Here is a 20771-nt window from a genome sequence, read left to right on the forward strand (position 1 = left end):
CCTCGTGGGTGGAGAACGAGGGGCAGCCCAACGAGCAGGTGCGCTACATGGAGTACCCGGTGCTGACCGGGCTCTTCCAGTGGGTCAACGCCAAGCTCACCGCGGGCTGGACGGCGTTGGCGGACAACGGTTGGCTGCCGAAGACGATGCCCGTGGTCGTCTACTTCAACTTCACCGCGCTGTGGCTCGCACTGGCCTGGCTGGTCACGATCTGGGCGACCGTGCTGCTCGCGGGCAGGAGACCGTGGGACGCCGCGATCGCCGCGCTGTCGCTGCTCGTCGTGGTGCACGCGTTCACCAACTTCGACACGCTCGCGACGGCGTTCGCCGCTGTCGGCATGCTCGCGTGGGCGCGCAAGAAACCTGTGCTGGCGGGTGCGCTGATCGGGCTCGGCGCGGCGGCGAAGCTCTACCCGCTGTTCATACTCGGGCCGTTGCTCGTGCTGTGCTTGCGCAGCGGGAAGATGGGCGCGTGGCTGCGCATGACCGGCGCGACCGTGGCCGCGTGGAGCGCGGTGAACGTGCCGATCATGTTGCTGTACCCCAAGGGCTGGTGGGAGTTCTTCCGGCTCAACTCCGAGCGCGGTGTCGACCCCGACACGATCTACAACGCGTTGCAGTACTTCACCGGCTGGCTCGGCTTCGACGGTCCGCTGCTGCACGGCGAGGCGCCGGTCATCCTGAACACCTTCACCGGAGTGGTGTTCGCGGTGTGCTGCCTGGGGATCGGGTGGATGGCGCTGTCCGCCCCGGCCCGGCCGCGCGTGGCGCAGTTGATGTTCCTCGTGGTCGCGGCGTTCCTGCTGACCAACAAGGTGTGGAGCCCGCAGTACTCGCTGTGGCTCGTGCCGCTCGCCGTGCTCGCGCTGCCCAGGTGGCGGCTGCTGCTCGCGTGGATGGCCGTGGACGCGCTGGTCTGGGTGCCGCGCATGTACTTCTACCTCGGCGTGTCCAACAAGGGCCTGCCAGCGGACTGGTTCCTCGGCACCGTGCTCGTGCGCGACGCCCTGGTGGTGCTGCTGTGCGTGCTGGTGGTCCGGGACATCTACCGGCCGGAGCGCGACAAGGTCCGCTACGCGGGGCAGGACGATCCGACCGGCGGGGTGCTCGACCACGCCGAAGACCGATTCGTGTTGCGGCGCAAGCGAAAGCCCGCTCCGGTCGAGGAGGGCCTTCTCGTCGGGACACCTGCTGGAACCCCTGTCGATCCCGGTGCTGCCCCGACAGACAGGGGCCCCGCGCGCGAACAGGATTGACGCACTGTCCACCCCCAACAGGGAGCTGTGCGTGCGGAAGAAGTCCGCGCCGACCTGGGTGCTGACCGCGGCGCACTGCGTCGAGTCGTTCGGCGAGCGCCTACCGCTCGACCGCGCGACCGCTCGGGTCGGCTCCGCCCGCAACGACGGCGGCGAGGTCGTCGGCCTGAAGCGAGTGCTCCAGCACCCGGACTACGGCCGTCCCGGCCCGAACGAGCGCACCGGCATCGCACTGGTCGAGCGGGCTGAACCCGTTGCCGTGCAGCCGATTCCGATCGCATCGAGCACTCCGCCGATCGGCGCGCCCGCCCGCTCCATCGGATGGGGCAGGACGTGCGCGAAGGACACCGAGGTGAACTGCGTCAACCCGTCGAGGGAGTTGAAGCAGCTCGACACCTCGGTGGCTTCGCCGAAGGAGTGCGCGCGCATCACCGCCGACCCGCACGAGCTGCGCATCCGGTCGCAGGAGCCCGGCGGGACGACGTGCTTCGGCGACTCCGGCAGCCCGCAGATCGCGAAGATCGACGGCCGCTGGAGGCTGCTCGGCCCGCTCAGCCGCTCCGGTTCGGTCTCCGGCAGCACCGACTGCGAGGACCCGGGCGCGAGCTACGCCGACCTCAGCGCACACCGCGCCTGGATCTCCCAGCACACGGGTTAGAGCAGGGCGAGGTCGACGGCGGCGGCCATGGCCTTGAAGCCCGCGTCGCCGGGGTGCAGGCGGTCGCCGGAGTCGTACTCCGCGCGGATCTTCTGCGGGTCCTGCGGATCGCGGACGGCCTTGTCGAAGTCGATGACACCGTCGAAGACCGTGCCGGAGCGGATGAGTTCGTTGACCTTGGCGCGGGTCGCCTCCAGCGTCTCGGTGTAGCTCCGCCAGCCCTTGAACGGCGTGAGCGTGCCGCCGAGCACCCGGATGCCGCGCGCGTGCGCCTGCTGCACGACCTGGCGCATCCCGGCGACGATCTGGGCGGCGTCGGTCTGGTTCGGGGTCTGCTGGATGTCGTTGATCCCCTCCAACATGATCACCGTGCGCACCCCGGTGCTGGTGAGGACGTCGCGGTCCAGGCGGGCCAGCGCGTTCACCCCGGCACTGGGGTTGCCGCCGTCGAGCAGGACGCGGTTCGCGCTGATACCGGAGTTCAGCACGCCGAGCTGCAACGGCTTCGGCCTGGCGAGCAGGCGGTCGGCGAGGAAGTCCGGCCAGCGGCTGTTCGTGCTCGCGGTCCCGCCGACCCCGTCGGTGATCGAGTCGCCCAGCGCCACGACCGCTCCGCGCACCTGCGGGGCGAGCACGTCGACCCCGGCGACGTAGTGCCACACCGAGGTCTTCTCGGTGAACGAAGCGCCTGACTCCTCGGCGGCCTTGTCGCCCGCGCGCGTGAAGAACGACGTCTGGAGCGCGGCCGGGTGGTAGGTCACCGGCCCCGACGGGCTCGGCGTGAACGTGGTGATCAGCAGGTCTCCGTCCGCGGGCACCGCCAGCCGCACGGGATCGCTGACGACCTCCGCGCCCGGCGGGACGGTGATCGTCTTCGAGCCGCCGAAGGTCAGCTCGCGCATCGTGCCCGCGACCGCCTTCGGGCCCTTCCCGCTCTCCGCCACCGCCACCGTCGCGGTCAGCGGTAACGGCGCCTTGCCGAAGGCGTTGGACAGCCGCACCCGCGCCGCGTCACCGCCGACGCTGGTGTGCACGACGTTGCGGATCGAGTGGTTCGGATAGCCGTTCGGCGTGTTGTCCACGCCCGCCGCCGGAGCCGTCTGCCACGTGCCCACCCATCCGCCGAGCGCGCTCTTCACCGGCACGGCGGCGTCGACGGGCGCTTCCCCCGCCGTGGAGGACACCGTCGTGCACAGCACCAGCGCGGCGACCGCGGCGGCGGCCACCCCCACCCGTTGACCCTTGATCGACATGCGGACCGTCCTTTGCGCTCGTGCGGCGGAGGAAACCCACCTTCGCCGATCAGGGGTACTCGCACCAGGTCATGTCCGATTTGCTGTCCCCCCGGCTTGCGCCAGTGGCAAACGCCAGCCGCGTGTTTGGTGTTGTGCTTGTCTGGGGCGGTAAAATCGGGAGAACGTTCGAGCGCGATGCGGACAATGAGCAGAGGGAGGTCGGCTTGCGTCCCGACGAGATCTCTGTGGAACTTGCAGGCCCGCACGGTCGTATCGATCCTCGTGCTGTTGGCGAGGCCATCCTCGCGCTCGACAAGATGGTTCGCGGCGTGACCGGAGACCAGCCGGCGTCGACCGCGATCAGCCACCTGGCGATCGGGAGCGCTGTCGCCAGCATCCAGACGGACCAGCGACGCGTCGACGCTCTGCGTGAAGGGCTCGCCACCATTGCCACTGCCGCCGAGATTCCGTCGGGCTGGTCCGTCGACTCGGTCGCGGCCCTCCTCGATCTCCACCGGACCGGCAAGCGCGGTGGGGTCGAAGCCGTTGGACTGCGCATTGCCGGTGCGCTGTCCGACATCGACGACATCGTTGCGGCAAACGCCAAGCGGAGCATCGGCTCCACCCGCACTTCGCTGGGATCTGTTCGAGGTGAGCTGTACCGCTACAACGGCCGCCAGCGCACTGCGGCGCTGAGCCAGGCAGGGACTTTGAAGATTGTTGCCGTCTATTTCTCTATAGGTCTCGCGAGCAAGGTGAGAAGCGCGCTCGATGGTGAAGTTGAAATCTGGGGCGAAGTAACTCGAAATGTTTATGACGAGATCGAGTCGATTGTGCTCGAGGGTCTTGAGGTGACCGCGACGCCGAAGGCACAGGTCGCGCTGGATGACGTGGTGGGTTTGTTCGGGGCGGAGTGGACCGATGGTCTGGACTCCGTTGAATGGGTGAGGCGGCAGCGTGATTGCTAGGTCGCAGCTCCCCCTCGCGGTGGTCGACAGCTGCGTGATCGTAGAGATGCTCGTGTCGCTCGACCAGCATCGTCGAGAGTCCTCGGTTCACACCCTTCGCGCGCATGACAAGCGGTACCGCGTGGTGCTGCCCGCTCTCGTGCTCGCAGAGGTGACCGGTTCTGGCGCCGTGCGTGGTGACGATGGCGGACAGCTAGCGAGAAGTGAGCGCATCGCGCTGGCGCATGAATGGGTGCGCAGCAGTGATTTCCTCATCGCGGACATCACCGAACGGGTCGCGAAGCGGGCTGCTGGACTGGCGACCCAGTTCAACCTCAAAGGCGCCGACGCGTGCGTGCTGGCGGTCGCGGCAATGTGGAAGTGCTCAACGCTCTTCACCTGGGATCACGGTCTTCTCAAGGTCGGCGGGAGCTTGGACGGGCTGACAGTCCGCGAGCCCTACGTCCAAGGCCAGGTGTCGCTCTTCGGTGATTCCGGGGTCGGCTGAGGGGCTCGGGTAACCCCGATGGGTGCCGATGCGGATCTCCGCAGGTGAACGGCGCCGATCCGGGTTAGCTTCCGCAGGTCCCCCACCCGCTGGACCTGGACCTCGGATGCGCATTCGCCCCTTGTTGCTCGCGGTGCTCCTCGCCGCGGCCTCGGCGTGCCCGACGGCGCTCGCGGCGCCGGTGCCGAGCTACAACGGCACGCACTCCGGCCCGGCGACGCTGTTCGACCAGCGGACCCAACCCCCGCACTTCGGCTACGACCCGGGCCTGGCGGTGAGCCCGGCGGAGCTGGCGCAGAGCGCTCCGGACGCGGCGGCGACCTTCACGACGACGGTGGCGGCGGACCGGGGGGCGACCTTCTACGACGGAGCGCCGGAGTCGACGGCGGTGGGGTTCCTGCGGGTCCTCGAAGGCGAGGCGGTGGACCACCGCACCCCGCTCGCGACGCCGGACCACGACGGGGACCCGGTGGTGTTCACCCGCTACGTCAACGGCGCGAGCAGCGAGTTCTGCGCGAACAACCAGTTCAACCGCAACGGCAGGTTCGTCTTCGAGGAGGGGGCGCACTGCGCGGACCCGCTGGACGGGCCGGGCCAGGAGGAGCCTGCGGAGGACATCGCGACGCTGCGCTTCACGGTGCAGATCAGGCAGGACAACACGTACTCGGCGCGGGTGGACGCGGTGGACGGCGCGGGGCAGGTGGTCGAGGACTACGAGCCGCAGGGCCAGCTGCCGTACACCTTCACCGGAGTCCTACCGGGCGAGCCCACGACGAAGTACGTGCCGTTCGTCCGGCTGAGGCCGGGAGCGCTCACCGGCGGGCCGTGGAAGTACCAGGTCACGGGCTCGGACCTGAGCACGACGAGGCCGATGCCGACCGCGCGGATCGGGCAGGTGAACTGCGCGGACGGGCCGACGACGAGCGTGGAGATCGGCAACGCGACGGGCACGGCGACGGCGCGCTACCGGGTGCTGGTGGACGGCCAGGTGGTGCGCGCGGGGCTGCTGGGGCCGGGCGGAGCGGAGCGCGTGCCGGTGCCGTTGACGGACGGCACGATGGGCCTGGTGCAGGTCAAGCACGGCAACGACCGCACGGTGGCCGAAACGCGGCTGCGCGTGCACTGCGAGGTGGAGTTCGCGCCGACGACGGCCCTGAGCACCACCACGACGCCCCCACCGGCGGTGCACGCGGTGGCGAAGCCGCCGGACACGCGCGCGGAGCTACCGGGCCAGGCGCCGTGGGTCTCGGTGGCGATGCTGGCCTTCCTGGCCGTGATCGCGCTGGTGGTGCTGCACCTGTGGCACCGCACCAGGAGATCGGTCAGCTCGGCAGCGGCGCGTTCTCACCGATGTTGAGCAGCGTCTTCGTCAACGGTTTCGCCGACTCCAGGTAGCAGACCGCGGTGGTGTGGCCGAGCGGCCAGTCCTTGACCTCGGGCAGCCGCCACGTCAGCGTGAGGTCCTTCCGCCCGTTCGGCGCGGCGAGGTACTGGTTCGCCATGGCCTTGCAGTGCGGCTCCGACGCGGCGTTCATCTGCTCCGGGCTCGGCGCGGGGTCGGTCGCCTTGCCCAGCGACAGCACCCACGGCACGGCCTCGCCGAGGTGGGCCTGGTCGCAGGGCGCGAGCTTGAGCTGGTTGTCGCGCGAGGGCGAACCGGCGGTGCACACCTGGAACTTGTAGAAGTTCGCGCCAGCCATGGCCGCGCGCACGGAGCCGGTGCGGCTGACGGGCTTGTCGTCGGGGCCGAGCTCGACGGCGGCGCAGGTCAGCCAGCGCTCGCCCTTGGCCCAGCCGTCCTTGGTCGGCCACACCGGCCACGACTGGAGCCTGCTGGCGTCGAGCTGGTCGCCGACGTAGGCCAGCGCGTGCGCGCGGCACTTCGGCATCGCGACGGCCAGCAGCGCGGCCTCGTCCGGGTACTCCTTGGGCATGGTCGCCGGGAACCGCTCCGGCTGGGTGACCTCCAGCTCGTGCTGCTGAGCGCAGTCGACCACCACGAACCGCTTGCCGTCGATGCACTGCGAGGCCAGCGCCGTGCCCGTTCCCGCGGCGCTGGTCGTGGCCTGCGGGCGCGCCTCGCCTGGCTGGCTGGGCTGCTGCGTCACGGGCAGCGGTTCCGGGCTCACGGCCGCCGTGCAGCCGGTGAGCAGGGCGAACGCGGAGAGCGCGAGGACCGCGGTCCCGCTGCGCCGGTGCCTGAGCATGACCCTCCCCAAGGTGTTCTCCCTGCCAGAACGGTACCGGGGGCCGCACGGCGGTGTCCCGTGGTGTGAGCGGAGGTCACGCTTGGGGCCAGAAGAGTGACGTGACGAACCGTCGCGTCCTAACATCCGCCGATATCGCCACACCGCCGTGACCTGTAGGAGACCCGATGGCGTCAGGACGACCGTCCGGCGCGGACAGGACGAGGCCGACGGGACTGCGCTGGAACGCGTGGAACCTGCTGCTGCTCGTCCCGCTCGCCATGCTGTTCACCCCCATGCTCAACCTCGATGAGCCCCGCGTGCTCGGGTTGCCGTTCTTCTACTGGTCGCAGTTCGCCTTCGTGCCGATCGGCGTGGTCTGCGTCGGCCTGGTCTACGTCATGACCAAGGACGAGCCGGTCGCCACCGACAAGCCCGACCACCTCTCGGTCGACGACCTCGACGAGGGGGGCAAGGCATGAGCCTGGACAACGTGCAGTGGACCGAGCTGATCGTCTTCACCGTGCTGTTCCTGGTGGTCAGCGTGATGGGCTTCGTGGCGTCCCGGTGGAAGGCCGGTGACACGCTTGAGCACCTGGACGAGTGGGGTCTCGGCGGTCGCAAGTTCGGCTCGTGGATCACCTGGTTCCTGGTCGGCGGCGACCTCTACACCGCCTACACCTTCGTCGCCGTGCCGGCGCTGATCTTCGGCGCCGGGGCGATGGGCTTCTTCGCGCTGCCCTACACGGTGATCCTCTACCCGATCGTCTTCCTGCCGCTGCTGCGCATGTGGTCGGTCTCCCGGGTGCACGGCTACGTCACGCCGGCGGACTTCGTGAAGGGCCGCTACGGCTCCCGCCCGCTCGCGCTGATCATCGCGATCACCGGGATCGTCGCGACCATGCCCTACATCGCGTTGCAGTTGGTCGGCCTGGAAGCCGTGCTGCGGACGATGGGCCTCAACGGCAGCGGCTTCATGGGACACCTGCCGCTGTTCGTCGGCTTCCTGATCCTGGCGGTCTACACCTACCAGGCGGGCCTGCGCGCGCCCGCGCTGATCGCCTTCGTCAAGGACACGCTGATCTACATCGTCATCCTGGTCGCGGTGATCTACCTGCCCGCCAAGCTCGGCGGCTGGTCCACGATCTTCGACAAGTCGGCCGAGCTGCTGTCGGCGCCCGGCGCCAACGGCGCGCCCAAGGGCTCGACGCTGCTGACGCCGAACAACCAGCTCCAGTACGCGACGCTGGCGCTGGGCTCCGCGCTGGCGCTGTTCCTCTACCCGCACTCGCTGACCGGCATCCTGGCGTCCAAGGGCCGCAACGTGATCAAGCGGAACATGGTCGCGCTGCCCGCGTACTCGCTGCTGCTCGGCCTGCTCGCGCTGCTGGGCTACGTCGCGCTCGTCTCCGGCGCGAAGCCGATCACCAACGCGGCCACCGGGCGCCCGGACACCAACACGATCGTCCCGGTGCTCTTCGACCAGCAGTTCTCCGGCTGGTTCGCGGGAATCGCCTTCGCCGCCATCGGCATCGGCGCGCTGGTGCCCGCCGCGATCATGTCGATCGCCGCGGCGAACCTGTGGACCCGCAACATCTACAAGGAGTACGTGCGCAAGGACGCCACCCCGAAGCAGGAGGCCAAGCAGGCCAAGCTCGCCTCGCTCGTGGTGAAGTTCGGCGCGGTGCTGTTCATCGTGTTCGTCGACCCGCAGTTCTCGATCGACCTCCAGCTCATCGGCGGCGTGATCATCCTGCAGACGCTGCCGACCGTGGCGATCGCGCTCTACACCCGCTGGTTCCACATCTGGGGCCTGGTCACCGGCTGGATCGCCGGTATGGGCTACGGGTTCTGGTTGCTCTACCAGATCCCCAACCCGGCGGCGGGCAAGGCGCACTTCGGCGGTTCCGCGCTGACGCTGGACAAGCTCACGCTCTTCGGCTGGTCGCCGTTCGAGGGCTCCAAGGTGCAGATCTACGTCGGCTTCGTCGCGCTGGTGGTGAACCTGGTGGTTGCCGTGCTGGTCACGTTCCTGGCCAGGCAGCTGCGCAAGCCCAACGGCGTCGACGAGACCTCCCCGGCGGACTACCACGCCGACGAGGGCGACCCGAGCCTCAAGGCGGTCGCGTCGCACTAGAGAAGCACTTCCGCAGAAGGGGCGTCCTCGCAGGAGGGCGCCCCTTCTTCATGCCCGCAACCCACCTTCGGCCAGCGACCTCTCGACCTTCGACAGGCGCGCCCCGCTCACGCTGATCCGTAGAAATGCGCAGGTCAGAACATTGGATCGCGGGGAGGGAAACACAGGTGCGAAGCATGGCCATCCTGCTCGGCGCGGTGATCGTCGCCGGGAGCGCGTTACCAGCGCAGGCGGCGCCGGAGCCGTTGCGCGAGTTCCACCAGCAGCAGCCGGAGTGGAAGCCGTGCGCGTTCCACGCGGCGGCGGAGTGCGCGGACATCGCGGTGCCGATGGACTACGCCCGGCCCGGCGCGGAGCGGATCTCGATCGCGCTCAGCCGGATCAGGGCGAGCGACCCGGCGCGGCGGCGCGGCGTGCTGCTGAGCAATCCGGGCGGACCGGGAGGCGAGGGCCTGGAACTGCCGAAGGCGTTCGCGGGGACGCCGCTCGCCAAGGCCTACGACCTGATCGGCTTCGACCCGCGCGGCGTCGGCCGGTCGACGGAGCTGTCCTGCGAGGACACCGTGCCCGACCCGAAGGTGCGCTCGCGTCCCACCGATGCCGAGATGACCGTGCTCGTCGACCATGCGAGGGCCGTGGAAGCCGCGTGCGCCAAGGCAGGTGGCGAGCTGCGCAAGCACGTCAACACCGCGAACACCGCGCGGGACATGGACGTGATCCGTGCCGTGCTGGGCGAGAAGAAGATCAACTATCTAGGGTTCTCCTACGGCACCTACCTCGGCGCGGTCTACGGCTCGCTGTTCCCGGCAGCGGTGGACCGCAGCGTGCTGGACTCCGCCGTGCACCCGGACTGGGTCTGGCGCGACCAGTTCAAGCAGCAGGCGATCGCCACCAAGCAAAGCGTGCAGGCATGGGCTGAGTGGGTCGGCGAGCGGAACGAGTCCTTCGGGCTCGGTCGCTCCGCCGCCGAGGTGATCGCGGTTGTGGAGCGGATCTCGGCGCGGCTGGCGGTGAAGCCGATCGACGGCATGACCCAGACCTTCTTCGACCGCATCCTCGCCGCGCTGAGGTTCCGAGGGGGCTGGCAGGAGTTCGCGGAGATCATTAAGGGGATCTCGGAAGCCGTTGAGCAGCCCGCGCGCTCAGCGGACGCCGTCCGCGCACTGCGACTGCTGCACGCGGCCGGGATCACGCCGACCCGGCAGGGGGTCTTCGACGCCGTCCTGTGCGAGGCCGACTGGCCCACCGACGTCAGCACCTACCTCGACGACATGCGCACCTTCCGCGAGAAGTACCCGTACGGCGGCGGGATCGTTGCGGCGGCGCCGTTTCCGTGCACGTTCCGCTCCTTCACGCCGAAGGAACAGCCGGTTCGCTTGCAGCGCAAGGGATATCAGGCCGGACTGGTGGTGCAGGCCGAGGCCGACGCGCAGACCCACTACGACGGCGGCCCCGCGCTCGCCGAGCGGCTGTCGCACCACCTCGTCTCCGTCGCCGACGAGGGCGAGCACGGGCTCTACCTGTTCAACCCCTGCGTCACCCGGCACGTCGACCGCTACCTGCTCGACGGGGTCCTGCCGCCGTCGCGGTCGGTCTGCGCCGGTCAGCCGAGGCCTGAGGTCCCGGAGGACGGCGCGGGCGTCAACACCCGGTTCGCGCCGACGAAGTCACTGGAAGCCGCGGCGCGCAAGCTGATCGCTGAGGGCAAGGTCGGCCACAAGCCGTTCTAGCGGCCTCAGCGCGCGACGGCGGTGTGGAGGTGGACCACACCGCCGTCCAAGCCGTTGAAGGCCACTTCGCTCCACCCGGAGGTGCCGATCCACCCGGCGAGCGCGGGCGGGGACGGCCACGCCTGGATCGACTCGGCGAGGTAGACGTAGGCCTCCGGGTTGGAGCTGATCCGCTTGCCCATCAACGGAACCGCGTGCCGGAGGTAGGTGCGCCACAGCGCGCGGGGCAAGGCGGCGGGCGGCATGCTGAACTCGCACACGACGAGCCGACCGCCCGGCTTGGTCACCCGGCGCATCTCGCGCAGCGCGACGCGCGGGTCGGCGATGTTGCGCAACCCGAAGGAGATCGTCACCGCGTCGAAGGAGCCGTCGGCGAAGGGCAGCGCCATCGCGTCGGCCGCGACCCGGCTGAGGTCGGGGTGCCTGCGCCCGGCGACGTCGAGCATGCCGAGGGAGAAGTCCGAGGCGATCACGGTCCCACCGGCGCGGGCGAGGATCGCGCTGGAGGTCGCGGTGCCCGCGGCCACGTCCAGGATCGTGGTGCCGGGCTTCGCGTGTGCCGCCGCGGCCATCCGGCGGCCCCACGCGTCCATCCGCCCCCACCACAGGCGGTTCCGGGTGCGGTCGTAGCCCGCGGCCACCTCGTCGAACATCGCGGAGACCTGAGCCGTCTCCTTGTTCAGGTCAGCTCTCACCATGCCGGGATCGTATTCACCGCGCGGGCAGGACGACCAGCGCGATGTCACCGCCGTGCGGCGACTTGCAGTTGACCAGCACCTGCTGCTCGGTCGCGCTGGCGAAGCGGGGCGCGCAGCTGAGCGGGGCGTCGGCCCCACGCGGTGCGAGAGTGCGAACATCCAGTGCTCGCAACGATTTCTGCCCGTCCAGGTAGACGACACCCGGAGCGCCACCGAGGACGTTCCCGGCAATCCGGACGTCCTCCCGCGTCATCGTCCCGCTGCGGAAGTCGAGCACGGCGGTATCGGGAACGGCCACCCTGGAACGGCTGCCATCCCTGTCCTGCAAGGGAGTCAGGTTGGTGAAGGGAGCGAAGGAGGCCCGATCTCCGACGGTGCCGTCCCGGCGGAGCCAGATCAGCCCGTGATTCTGCTCGCCCTTGGCCGCCGTTTCCCCGGAGTCCGAAGTGTGCAGCAGCAGGCCGCCGTCCAGTGCGACGACGTCGAGCAGTGCGCACGTGGTCTTGCAGCGGCGATCGTCCTGCCGCACGGGGAACTTGGCCATCGCCGTTTCCCGGAGCCCGTCGAGGCGGATCACGTGGACGGTCGCGTCGGTGCAGTTGTTGCGCACGAAGTAGTTCTCCGCGCCGCCGACGCCGCTGACCCAGTGGTCGCCGCAGTTCGGGTTGGCCCCGCGCAGCACCTCCCGCCAGGCGCGCGTGCGGATGTCCAGCACGAACACCACGTCGTCGCGCATCCCCGGACGGCTGGCGTTGAGCAGCGCGACCTGGCCGATCCGGATCGGCGGCCGGGAGTCACCCGCGTCCCGCACGAGGTGGAACGTGCTGTCCGGCTGGAGCTCCGCCAGGTCCATGCGGTGCCGCAGCTCGCCGGTCATCAGGTCGAAGAACAGGCCGGCGCGGCGAATCCTGGCGAACAGCACGCCCTCGCCGGGATCGACCACGACCTGGGTGAGGTGGTACTTCTCGCTCAGGGCGAACTGCCACAGCACCTTGCCGCTCGCCGCCTCGGCGACGAACAGACCCTGGTCGGGCTGAGTGCTCTGGGCGCTGTCGCGCAACTCCACGACGACGCCGCGCCCCGGCACCAGGACCCCGTTGCCGTAGAGGCCGGGGCGCATCGTGCGAATCCACTCCGCCGTCTGCCCGGTGGCCGGTTTCGCGGCCGTGGTCGTGTGGTTGATCCGGCTCTCGTCCGTGCCGCGCATCAGCAACGCCGACCAGCCCCAGCCCAGCAGCAGTGCGGCGGCCAGCGCCGCGAAGGGCACGACCACCGGAACCGGGCGCGCCCGCACGAGCAGGACGATCGGCGCGATCAGCAGCAGCCAGCCCGCGAGCTGCAACGGCTCCTGCCTGCCGGTGCCCAGCAGCAGCGCGGTGAGGTCCGAGGGCACGTGCGGGACCAGAACGGTGTAGCCGGAGATCAGCAGCGCGGTCCCGAAGACCCCGGCGGCTGCCTTCGGGAACACCCACACGAGCCCCGTCGCCAGCAGCGCCAAACCGATCGTCAGCCAGCGAACGACCTCGTTGCCCGTCCAACTCGCGCTGAACAGCACGACGGCGCTGACCCCGGTCGCGCTGATCCCGACGGCGCTGACGAGTGCCCGTGTCCTGGTGTCCCCCACAACCCCGGGAGACTAGCCAAAGCGGAGCACCGGCACCCGCCATCCGGCCCAGCGTTTCCGGTTTCTGCTTGCATCTCAAGCAAACCCGGCTCAGCCTGCGGCTTCGTCGTGACGTGACAGGATGCGAAGGTGGACCACGACACCCTGAAGACGACCGTCCAGACCCTGTGGGACGGCCCCATCCTGTCCAGCCTCTCCGAGCTGGTGTCCATCCCCGCCGTCTCGCCGTCCTTCGACGCGGACTGGCAGCGCAACGGGCACTTGGACGCCGCCATCGAGCACGTCCGAGCGTGGGCTGAGGAGCGCGAGCTGCCCGGTGCGCGGGTCGACGTGGTCCAGCTCGACGGCCGCACCCCGGTCCTGCTCATCGACGTCCCGGCCACCCCGGGCGCCGAGGAGGTCGGCACCGCCCTGCTCTACGGGCACCTGGACAAGCAGCCGCCGGTGGGTGGTTGGTCGGAGGGCCTCGGCCCGTGGACCCCGGTCGTGCGCGACGGCAAGCTCTACGGCCGCGGCTCGGCCGACGACTGCTACTCCGCCTACGCGGCGCTCGGCGCGGTGCTCTCGGTTCGCGAAGCCGGTGGCGCGCACGGCCGGTGCGTCGTGCTGCTGGAGACCGGTGAGGAGTCCGGCAGCCCCGACCTGCCCGCCTACCTCGAACACCTGCGGCCCCGCCTCGGCGAGGTCTCCCTGGTGGTGTGCCTGGACTCCGGCGGCGCCGACTACGAGCGGCTGTGGCTGACCACCTCGCTGCGCGGCATGGTCGCCGTGGAGGTGCGCGTGCAGGTGCTGGACAGCGGTCAGCACTCCGGCATCGCCAGCGGTGTGGTGCCCAGCTCCTTCCGCGTGCTGCGCGCGCTGCTCGACCGCGTCGAGGACCCCGAGACCGGCCGGGTGCGGCTGCCCGAGCTGCACGTGGACATCCCCGAGGTGCGGGTGAAGGAGGCCACCGCCGCCGTTGCCGGGCTCCCCGGCATGGTCGTCGGCAGCTTCCCGTTCACGCCGGGCGTGCGCGCGGTCTCCGGTGACGAGCTGGAGCTGGAGCTCAACCGCACCTGGCGGCCGACGCTGTCGGTCATCGGCGCGGACGGCCTGCCCACCCCGGCCGACGCGGGCAACGTGCTGCGCCCGTCGACCTCGCTGATGCTGAGCTTCCGGCTGCCGCCGACCGCGGACTCCGAGGCCGCGCTCGCCGCGGTGCGCCGCGTGCTGACCACCGAGGTGCCCTACGACGCGCAGGTCGAGCTCAGCCGTGTCGAGCACGCCGACGGCTGGAACGCGCCGGACCTGGCGCCGTGGCTGAGCGAGGCACTGGACCGCGCGGGCTCCGAGGTGTTCGGCCAGCCGTGGGGCGCGCTGGGCATGGGCGGCTCCATCCCGTTCATGGGCCTGCTCCAGGAGGCCTACCCGCACGCCCAGTTCGTGATCACCGGCGCGCTCGGTCCGGACAGCAACGCGCACGTCCCGGACGAGTCGCTGCGACTGGATTTCGCGGCCAAGGTGACCATGGCGATCGGCCATTTGCTGGATGGTCACGGAAAGCGCTGAATCAAACACGGACCGTAGTTCGAATGCTCGTATAGTCATGCAGCCGTAATAAGCGAAACGGTGCGCCTGCCCCGGACGGATGGCAGGATTCCCAGATCTCGATCGATCTCCATCACGAGGAGTTACACCGTGGCCAGACGAACAGGGCTCAAGGCCCTCGCGCTGCTTCCGGCACTGGCGGTCGTTGTTGCCGGGTGCGGGTCCGGGCCGCAGCCGGGCGAGGCCAAGGGTGTCCCGCTCGTCGAGGCGGGCAAGCTCAAGACCTGCACGCACCTGCCGTACGAGCCGTTCCAGTTCACCAGGGAAGGCCAGATCGTCGGCTTCGACGTCGACCTGGTGAACCTGGTCGCCGAGGACCTCGGGGTCAAGCAGGACATCATCGACGGTCCGTTCGAGACGATCGAGTCCGGCGAGGACCTCAACGCCAAGAAGTGCGACCTCGCCGCAGCGGGAATGACCATCAAGGAATCCCGCAAGCAGAACTTCGACTTCTCCGCCCCGTACTTCAAGGCGACCCAGGCGCTGCTGGTCAAGAAGACCTCCGGCCTGAACAGCCTTGAGCAGCTCAAGGGCAAGAAGCTCGGCGCGCAGTCGGCGACCACGGGTCTTGACTACGCCAACAAGAACGCCAAGCCGGCCGGCGCCGAGGTCGTCGTCTACGAGGACCTGGGTCTGCTGCTGGAGGCCGTGAAGAGCGGCCAGGTGGACGCGGGCATCAACGACAACGGCGTGCTGCTGGACTACGCCAAGAAGAACTCCGACCTCGACGTCACCAAGGAGTTCGACACCAACGAGGACTACGGGATCGGCGTCCGCAAGGGCAACGACAAGCTCCGCGCCAAGATCGACGAGATCATCGCGAGCTCCAAGACCAACGGGAAGTACGACGCGCTCTACGAGAAGTGGTTCGGCAAGAAGCCTGCCAACAAGTAAGCGTCCCCTCGGGGCCGGTGCCGGGAGGTGGCACCGGCCCCGACGACTTTTCCCAACAGGAGTTACGCATGGCAGGCAAGGCCGGCCTGAGCAAGCGCCAGCGCGCCAAGATCTTCCGCATCTCGCAGTACGTCCTGTTGCTCGCCGTCGTCGTGTTCATCGCGGTGACCGCGGACTGGGCGCAGATCAAGCGGGCGTTCTTCGACTTCGACGTCGCGGCGGACCAGTTCCCCGAAGTCATCACCATCGCGCTCAAGAACACCCTCGTCTACACGGTCCTCGGGTTCGCCTTCGGCCTGACGCTCGGCCTGGTCCTCGCGCTGATGCGGCTGTCGTCGGTCGCGCCGTACCGATGGCTGTCCACCATCTACATCGAGTTCTTCCGCGGTCTGCCCGCGCTGCTGGTGTTCATCGCCATCGGCACCGGCATCCCGCTGGCCTTCCCCGGCACGTTCCTCAGCCGCGAGGTCGCGATCATGCTGGCGCTCGGCCTCGTCGGCGCCGCCTACATGGCCGAGACGATCCGCGCGGGCATCCAGGCGGTGCCCAAGGGGCAGGTCGAGGCGGCCCGCTCGCTGGGCATGTCCCAGGGCCGCGCGATGATCACCATCGTGATCCCGCAGGCGTTCCGGATCATCCTGCCGCCGCTGACCAACGAGCTGATCCTGCTCACCAAGGACTCCTCGCTGGCCTACCTGCTCGGCAGCACGCTCGCGCAGCAGGAGTTGGCCCAGTTCGGCCGTCAGGCGCTGACCTCGTTCAAGAGCCTCACACCGGTCCTGGTGGTCGGTCTCTGCTACCTGATCATCACGATCCCGCTGTCGCTGCTCTCCCGCAGGCTGGAGAACAAGTACGGCGACGGCGGTATGACGACCCGAGGGGTGGGCTGACATGACCGAGCCGATCATCGAGATCACCGGCCTGCGCAAGGCGTTCGGCCCGCTCGAAGTGCTTAAGGGCATCGACCTCAGCGTCAAGCGCGGCGAGGTCGTCTGCATCATCGGGCCGTCCGGCTCCGGCAAGTCCACGATGCTGCGCTGCGTGAACCTGCTGGAGGAGCCCACCGGCGGCAAGGTCGTCGTCGACGGCGTCGAGCTGACCGACGAGGACTGCGACATCGACAAGGCGCGCACCCGCGTCGGCATGGTGTTCCAGGGCTTCAACCTGTTCGCGCACCTGAGCGTGCTGGACAACCTGACCATCGCCCAGCGCAAGGTCCTCGGCCGCCCCAAGGGCGACGCGGAGATGGTGGCGCGGGAGAACCTGGCCAAGGTGGGCCTGAGCGAGAAGGCCGACTCCATGCCCGGCCAGCTCTCCGGCGGTCAGCAGCAGCGGGTGGCCATCGCCCGCGCGCTGTCGATGAACCCGGAGGTGATGCTCTTCGACGAGCCCACCTCCGCGCTGGACCCCGAGCTGGTCGGCGACGTGCTCGGCGTGATGCGCCAACTGGCTGACGAAGGCATGACAATGCTTGTCGTCACCCACGAGATGCAGTTCGCCCGCGAGGTCGCTGATCGCGTGCTGTTCATGGACGGCGGCTACGTGGTGGAGGAGGGCAAGGCCGAGCAGGTCATCGGCGCGCCCCGCGAGGAGCGCACCCGCTCCTTCCTCGCCCGCGTGCTCGACCCGGTGCACAGCGCGGGGGCCTGAGTTGGGCGTCGAGCTGGAGCTGCACTCGGCCCGGCCCGCGAGCAGCAACTGGAAGAAGTCCAGGACAACCCTGGTCATGGGCTCCTACGAACACGGGGAGCGGCTGGCCGAGGTGTTGTCCTGGCTTCCCTGGGACGGCACGGTGCGGCTGGGCCTTGTCGACGCCTCCGGCAACACGGTGTTCAACGAGCAGGAGGCCGAGGTCGCGCTGAAGGAGGTCCCCGACCTGCTCCAGCGCTGCTCGGCCCCTGAGCAGATCGCGGCCGTGCAGGACCTGGAACAGCTGCTGCGGGCGTGTTCCCGCACGCCGGGAAGCTACCTCTGGTTCATGGGGGACTAGGTCGGTTCGCGCTACTCTGCGGCCGCATCAGGAACTCACCCCGGAGCACGTTGACTTTCCCGGGGCCATGGACTCTCATCGGTGTGATCCACGTCTCAAGATCGTTCGAGGGCTGGAGGGCGCTTGTCCGTGCACAGGGCCGTTGCCGCTCTCGCCGTCTCGGCGCTGCTGCTGCCGCTCGCGGCGTGCGGTGGCGCTGACGAGGAACACACGCTCAAGGTCGTCTACCAGCGCTACGGCGAGGACGTCCGGGTCGAGGCGCACATGAAGCGCACCAAGGAGGCCTTGGAGCGCACGCACCCCGACATCGAGGTCGAGCTGATCCCGGTGGTGGCGCCGGAGAACGAGTACCTGACCAAGGTGCAGCTGATGCAGCGCTCCCCCGCCACCGCGCCGGACGTGCTCTACGAGGACAGCTTCAACATCAACGCCGACGTGGACGCGGGCTACCTGGCCCCGCTGGACGAGTTCCTGGCGGGCTGGCCGGACTGGCAGGAGTTCATCCAGGTGGCCCGGGAGAGCACGCGCGCCGTCGACGGCAAGACCTACGGCGTTCCGATGGCCACCGACACCAGGGGGCTGTGGTTCAACCGGCAGGTCTTCGCCCGCGCCGGGCTGCCGGAGAACTGGCAGCCGAGGACCTGGGCGGACATCCTCGACGCCGCGCGCGCGATCAAGGAGAAGGTGCCCGGCGTCATCCCGTTCTCCCTGCCCGCCGGGCGCGCCCAGGGCGAGGCCGCGGCCATGCAGAGCCTCAGCATGCTGCTCTACGGCACCAGGACCGCCACCCTCTACGACGAGGCCCAGCAGAAGTGGGTCGCGCCGAGCAAGGGCATGGCCGAGGCGCTCGGCTTCGTCAAGGAGGTCTTCTCCGGCGGCCTCGGCCCGAGCCCGGCCCAGGTCGCCGACCCGCGCTTCGGTGACGGCGGCATCGAGGAGCTGACCAAGCAGGGCAAGGTCGGCATCCGGCTCGACGGCAGCTGGCTGCCCGCGCACTGGAGCCCCGGCGGCAAGGCCGAGTGGGCGGAGTGGGCGCGCACCATGGTCCCCGCCGCCATGCCGACGCAGGCGGGCCAGGCACCCGGGCGGGTCAGCCTCTCCGGCGGCTGGACCCTCGCCGTCGGCGCCCGCAGCAAGAAGAAGGACGCCGCGTTCCGGTTCATCACCACCGCGCTCGACCGCGACGGCGCGTTCGCCTTCGCCGCCGGAGCCGGGCAGCTCCCCGTGCGCAGGGACATCGCCAGGGAGGACCCCCGCCTCGCCGAGCGCAACCCCTCGGTGGCCTTCTGGACGGGCTTGATCGACATCACCCACTACCGGCCGACGCTGACGATCTACCCGAGGGTGTCGCAGGAGCTCCAGATCGCCATGGACCAGGTGGTCAACGGCGCCGACCCCGACGACACCGCCACCGCGTGGTCCGCCAAGGTCACCCGAATCGTCGGCCCCGCCAACACCCGCGCAGGCTGAGTCCTCGTGGCTGCCGGGTTTGCTGGTCTTCAAGTGCCACAAACCCCGGGCGCCACCCGGGCGGGCTAATCGGCGCAATTCCCCGATAACCGCCCATACCTCTGGCGGTGTCCCCGTCCCGCCGCCTACTTGACCATGGAAGAGGTGGCGGGTGATCGGGGTGTGGGGCGGGTTGTGCCGTTGGTGCCCGCGGTGGCGCTGCTGGGGGTCTTCCTCATCGGCCCGGTGCTGTGGACGGTCTACCTCTCCTTCACCAACACCGCGCTCAGCGGCTCGGCCGCGCGGGCGCCGAGCTTCACGGGGCTGGACAACTTCGCCCGCCTCATCGAGGACCCGGCGCTGCTGAACGCGGTGTGGCTGACGGTGGTCTTCACGATCGGCTCGGCGGTGATCGGCCAGAACTGCCTCGGCATGCTGCTGGCGGTCCTGCTCGCGGGCCGGTCGAAGCTGCTGCGCTCGGCGGTCGGCGGCGTGGTGGTGCTGGCGTGGGTGCTGCCGGAGCTGGTGGCGGCCTTCGCGGTCTACGCCTTCCTCAACGCGGACGGAACGCTCAACGCGCTGCTGGCCTGGCTGGGCCTGCCGGGGCAGAACTGGCTCTACACGGCGCCGATGGCGGCGGTGGTGCTGGCGAACGTGTGGCGGGGCACGGCGTTCTCGATGCTGAGCTACCAGGCGGCCATGTCGGACGTGCCGAGCGATCTCCTGGAAGCCGCGCAGATGGACGGAGCCGGGCCGCTGCGCCGGTTCTGGCACGTCACACTGCCGACGATCAGGCGCACGGTGGTGACCACGCTGCTGTTGATCACGTTGCAGACGATCGGTGTGTTCGCGTTGATCTACGTGCTCACGGCGGGCGGCCCCGGCGAGGCGAGCCAGACGTTGCCGCTGCTCATGTACGAGCAGGCGTTCGTGTTCCGCGAGATCGGCTACGGCACGGCGACCGCGTTGGTGTTGCTGCTGGTGGGCGGCCTGTTCGCGGCGGTGTACGCGAGGACGCTGAGGGAGGAGCTGCGGTGATCTCCACTCCGCGCCGACGCGTGGCGACCGGCTTCGTGCACCTGGTGCTCGGCGCGATCGCGCTGGTGTTCGCGGCGCCGTTGCTGTGGCTGCTGACGGCGGCGGTCGACGAGAAGGCCGGACTGCGCACGGAGCTGCCGGAGCAGCCCGGACCCGCCAACCTCCTCGCGGTGCTGGACTGGGAGGTCGGCCTGCTGCCGATGCTCAACGGCCTGGCGCTCGCGGGCGGAGCGGCGTTGATCTCCGTGGTGTTCGCGGCGCTCGCCGCCTACCCGCTCTCGCGCTACCAGCTGCGGTTCAAGCGGCCGTTCCTCTACCTCGTGCTGTTCGCGACGGGCCTGCCGATGACGGCGGTGATGGTGCCGGTCTACAGCATGTTCGTGCAGCTGGAGCTGATCGACAGCACCTTCGGCACGATGCTCTTCCTCGCCGCCACCTCGCTGCCCTACGCGATCTGGATGACGAAGGGCTTCATGGACAACGTCCCGCTCACCCTCGAAGAGGCGGCGTGGATGGACGGGGCCTCTGGCATGCAGTCGCTGCGCCACGTGGTGCTGCCGCTGATGCTGCCGGGCCTGTCGGTGGTCGGCGTGTTCACGTTCATCTCCGCGTGGGGCAACTTCTTCGTCCCGTTCACGCTGCTGCTCGACCCGGAGAAGCAGCCTGCGGCGGTCGGCGTCTTCGCGTTCTTCGGCCGCGCGGGCCTGGAGTCCTACGGCCCGCTCGCCGCGTACTCGCTGCTGTACACCGCGCCCGTGCTGGGGTTGTACTTGATCGTCTCGCGCAGGCTGGGCGGGGCGTTCACCCTTGCCGGAGCGGTGAAGTGAAAGGGGT

The 20771-nt window shown here is 69.6% G+C and carries 20 protein-coding genes; 16 read left to right on the top strand and 4 right to left on the bottom strand.

Annotation, left to right across the window (positions count from 1 at the left end):
- Window positions 1-1256: glycosyltransferase family 87 protein (locus CCN37_RS14545; RefSeq protein ID WP_143261604.1), on the top strand; the 1256-nt coding region annotated here is incomplete at its 5' end.
- Window positions 1257-1287: 31 nt separating this feature from the next.
- A complete protein-coding gene (locus tag CCN37_RS14550) occupies window positions 1288-1914 on the top strand; it encodes a trypsin-like serine protease (RefSeq protein ID WP_168200671.1) in 627 nt (208 codons plus the stop codon).
- Here the strand turns inward: CCN37_RS14550 and CCN37_RS14555 are convergent.
- Window positions 1911-3167 carry an SGNH/GDSL hydrolase family protein gene (locus CCN37_RS14555; protein WP_086821303.1) on the bottom strand — a complete coding sequence of 419 codons (1257 nt, stop codon included), beginning with the start codon at window positions 3165-3167 and terminating at the stop codon, window positions 1911-1913. The two genes, CCN37_RS14550 and CCN37_RS14555, sit on opposite strands and share 4 nt — an antisense overlap.
- Window positions 3168-3238: 71 nt before the next feature.
- On the opposite strand from CCN37_RS14555, the gene CCN37_RS14560 reads away from it, so the two are divergent.
- The 3 genes from CCN37_RS14560 (at window position 3239) to CCN37_RS14570 (ending at window position 5961) form a co-directional block, all read left to right on the top strand.
- Window positions 3239-4117, top strand: a complete 879-nt coding sequence (locus CCN37_RS14560; protein WP_143261605.1) for a hypothetical protein — start codon at window positions 3239-3241, stop codon at window positions 4115-4117.
- Window positions 4118-4136: 19 nt separating this feature from the next.
- Window positions 4137-4604: a PIN domain-containing protein gene (locus CCN37_RS14565; protein WP_256388045.1), complete on the top strand. Its 468-nt coding sequence runs from the start codon at window positions 4137-4139 to the stop codon at window positions 4602-4604.
- Between the two features lie 106 nt (window positions 4605-4710).
- Window positions 4711-5961, top strand: a complete 1251-nt coding sequence (locus CCN37_RS14570) for a hypothetical protein (protein ID WP_086821306.1) — start codon at window positions 4711-4713, stop codon at window positions 5959-5961.
- Here the strand turns inward: CCN37_RS14570 and CCN37_RS14575 are convergent.
- Window positions 5927-6811 carry a septum formation family protein gene (locus tag CCN37_RS14575; protein ID WP_168200672.1) on the bottom strand — a complete coding sequence of 295 codons (885 nt, stop codon included), beginning with the start codon at window positions 6809-6811 and terminating at the stop codon, window positions 5927-5929. The genes CCN37_RS14570 and CCN37_RS14575 overlap by 35 nt on opposite strands.
- Before the next feature lie 167 nt (window positions 6812-6978).
- Between CCN37_RS14575 and CCN37_RS14580 the strand changes: the two genes are divergently transcribed.
- The 3 genes from CCN37_RS14580 to CCN37_RS14590 all read left to right on the top strand — a co-directional run bounded on the left by CCN37_RS14580 (window position 6979) and on the right by CCN37_RS14590 (window position 10657).
- Window positions 6979-7272 carry a DUF3311 domain-containing protein gene (locus CCN37_RS14580; protein WP_086821308.1) on the top strand — a complete coding sequence of 98 codons (294 nt, stop codon included), beginning with the start codon at window positions 6979-6981 and terminating at the stop codon, window positions 7270-7272.
- Window positions 7269-8927 carry a monocarboxylate uptake permease MctP gene (gene mctP / locus CCN37_RS14585; protein ID WP_210408022.1) on the top strand — a complete coding sequence of 553 codons (1659 nt, stop codon included), beginning with the start codon at window positions 7269-7271 and terminating at the stop codon, window positions 8925-8927. The genes CCN37_RS14580 and mctP overlap by 4 nt, the downstream gene beginning before the upstream one ends.
- Before the next feature lie 176 nt (window positions 8928-9103).
- On the top strand, window positions 9104-10657 hold the full coding sequence (locus CCN37_RS14590; protein WP_086821309.1) for an alpha/beta fold hydrolase: 1554 nt from the start codon (window positions 9104-9106) through the stop codon (window positions 10655-10657).
- Between the two features lie 5 nt (window positions 10658-10662).
- Here the strand turns inward: CCN37_RS14590 and CCN37_RS14595 are convergent, their stop codons facing one another.
- Window positions 10663-11355: a class I SAM-dependent methyltransferase gene (locus CCN37_RS14595; RefSeq protein WP_086821310.1), complete on the bottom strand. Its 693-nt coding sequence runs from the start codon at window positions 11353-11355 to the stop codon at window positions 10663-10665.
- Window positions 11356-11368: 13 nt separating this feature from the next.
- The gene (locus tag CCN37_RS14600; protein ID WP_086821311.1) at window positions 11369-12979 is read right to left on the bottom strand and encodes a hypothetical protein; all 1611 of its coding nucleotides are present in this window, start codon (window positions 12977-12979) and stop codon (window positions 11369-11371) included.
- 129 nt (window positions 12980-13108) lie between these two features.
- On the opposite strand from CCN37_RS14600, the gene CCN37_RS14605 reads away from it, so the two are divergent.
- The 8 genes from CCN37_RS14605 (at window position 13109) to CCN37_RS14640 (ending at window position 20764) form a co-directional block, all read left to right on the top strand.
- The gene (locus CCN37_RS14605) at window positions 13109-14527 is read left to right on the top strand and encodes a M20/M25/M40 family metallo-hydrolase (RefSeq protein ID WP_086821312.1); all 1419 of its coding nucleotides are present in this window, start codon (window positions 13109-13111) and stop codon (window positions 14525-14527) included.
- Window positions 14528-14656: 129 nt separating this feature from the next.
- On the top strand, window positions 14657-15460 hold the full coding sequence (locus CCN37_RS14610) for a transporter substrate-binding domain-containing protein (RefSeq protein ID WP_210408023.1): 804 nt from the start codon (window positions 14657-14659) through the stop codon (window positions 15458-15460).
- A 68-nt stretch (window positions 15461-15528) separates the two neighbouring features.
- The gene (locus CCN37_RS14615; RefSeq protein ID WP_086821313.1) at window positions 15529-16350 is read left to right on the top strand and encodes an amino acid ABC transporter permease; all 822 of its coding nucleotides are present in this window, start codon (window positions 15529-15531) and stop codon (window positions 16348-16350) included.
- Between the two features lies 1 nt (window position 16351).
- On the top strand, window positions 16352-17110 hold the full coding sequence (locus CCN37_RS14620) for an amino acid ABC transporter ATP-binding protein (protein ID WP_086821314.1): 759 nt from the start codon (window positions 16352-16354) through the stop codon (window positions 17108-17110).
- A gap of 1 nt (window position 17111) precedes the next feature.
- Window positions 17112-17450, top strand: a complete 339-nt coding sequence (locus CCN37_RS14625; RefSeq protein ID WP_086821315.1) for a hypothetical protein — start codon at window positions 17112-17114, stop codon at window positions 17448-17450.
- Window positions 17451-17579: 129 nt separating this feature from the next.
- Window positions 17580-18920 (top strand): extracellular solute-binding protein, encoded by a 1341-nt coding sequence (locus tag CCN37_RS14630; RefSeq protein WP_246843057.1) that lies wholly within the window; start codon window positions 17580-17582, stop codon window positions 18918-18920.
- A 144-nt stretch (window positions 18921-19064) separates the two neighbouring features.
- The gene (locus CCN37_RS14635; protein WP_246843048.1) at window positions 19065-19937 is read left to right on the top strand and encodes a carbohydrate ABC transporter permease; all 873 of its coding nucleotides are present in this window, start codon (window positions 19065-19067) and stop codon (window positions 19935-19937) included.
- Window positions 19934-20764: a carbohydrate ABC transporter permease gene (locus CCN37_RS14640; RefSeq protein WP_210408024.1), complete on the top strand. Its 831-nt coding sequence runs from the start codon at window positions 19934-19936 to the stop codon at window positions 20762-20764. The genes CCN37_RS14635 and CCN37_RS14640 overlap by 4 nt, the downstream gene beginning before the upstream one ends.
- The last annotated feature ends 7 nt before the right edge of the window (window positions 20765-20771 follow it).

This window comes from Allokutzneria sp. NRRL B-24872 (assembly GCF_002155965.1).
Taxonomy (GTDB): Bacteria; Actinomycetota; Actinomycetes; order Mycobacteriales; family Pseudonocardiaceae; genus Allokutzneria.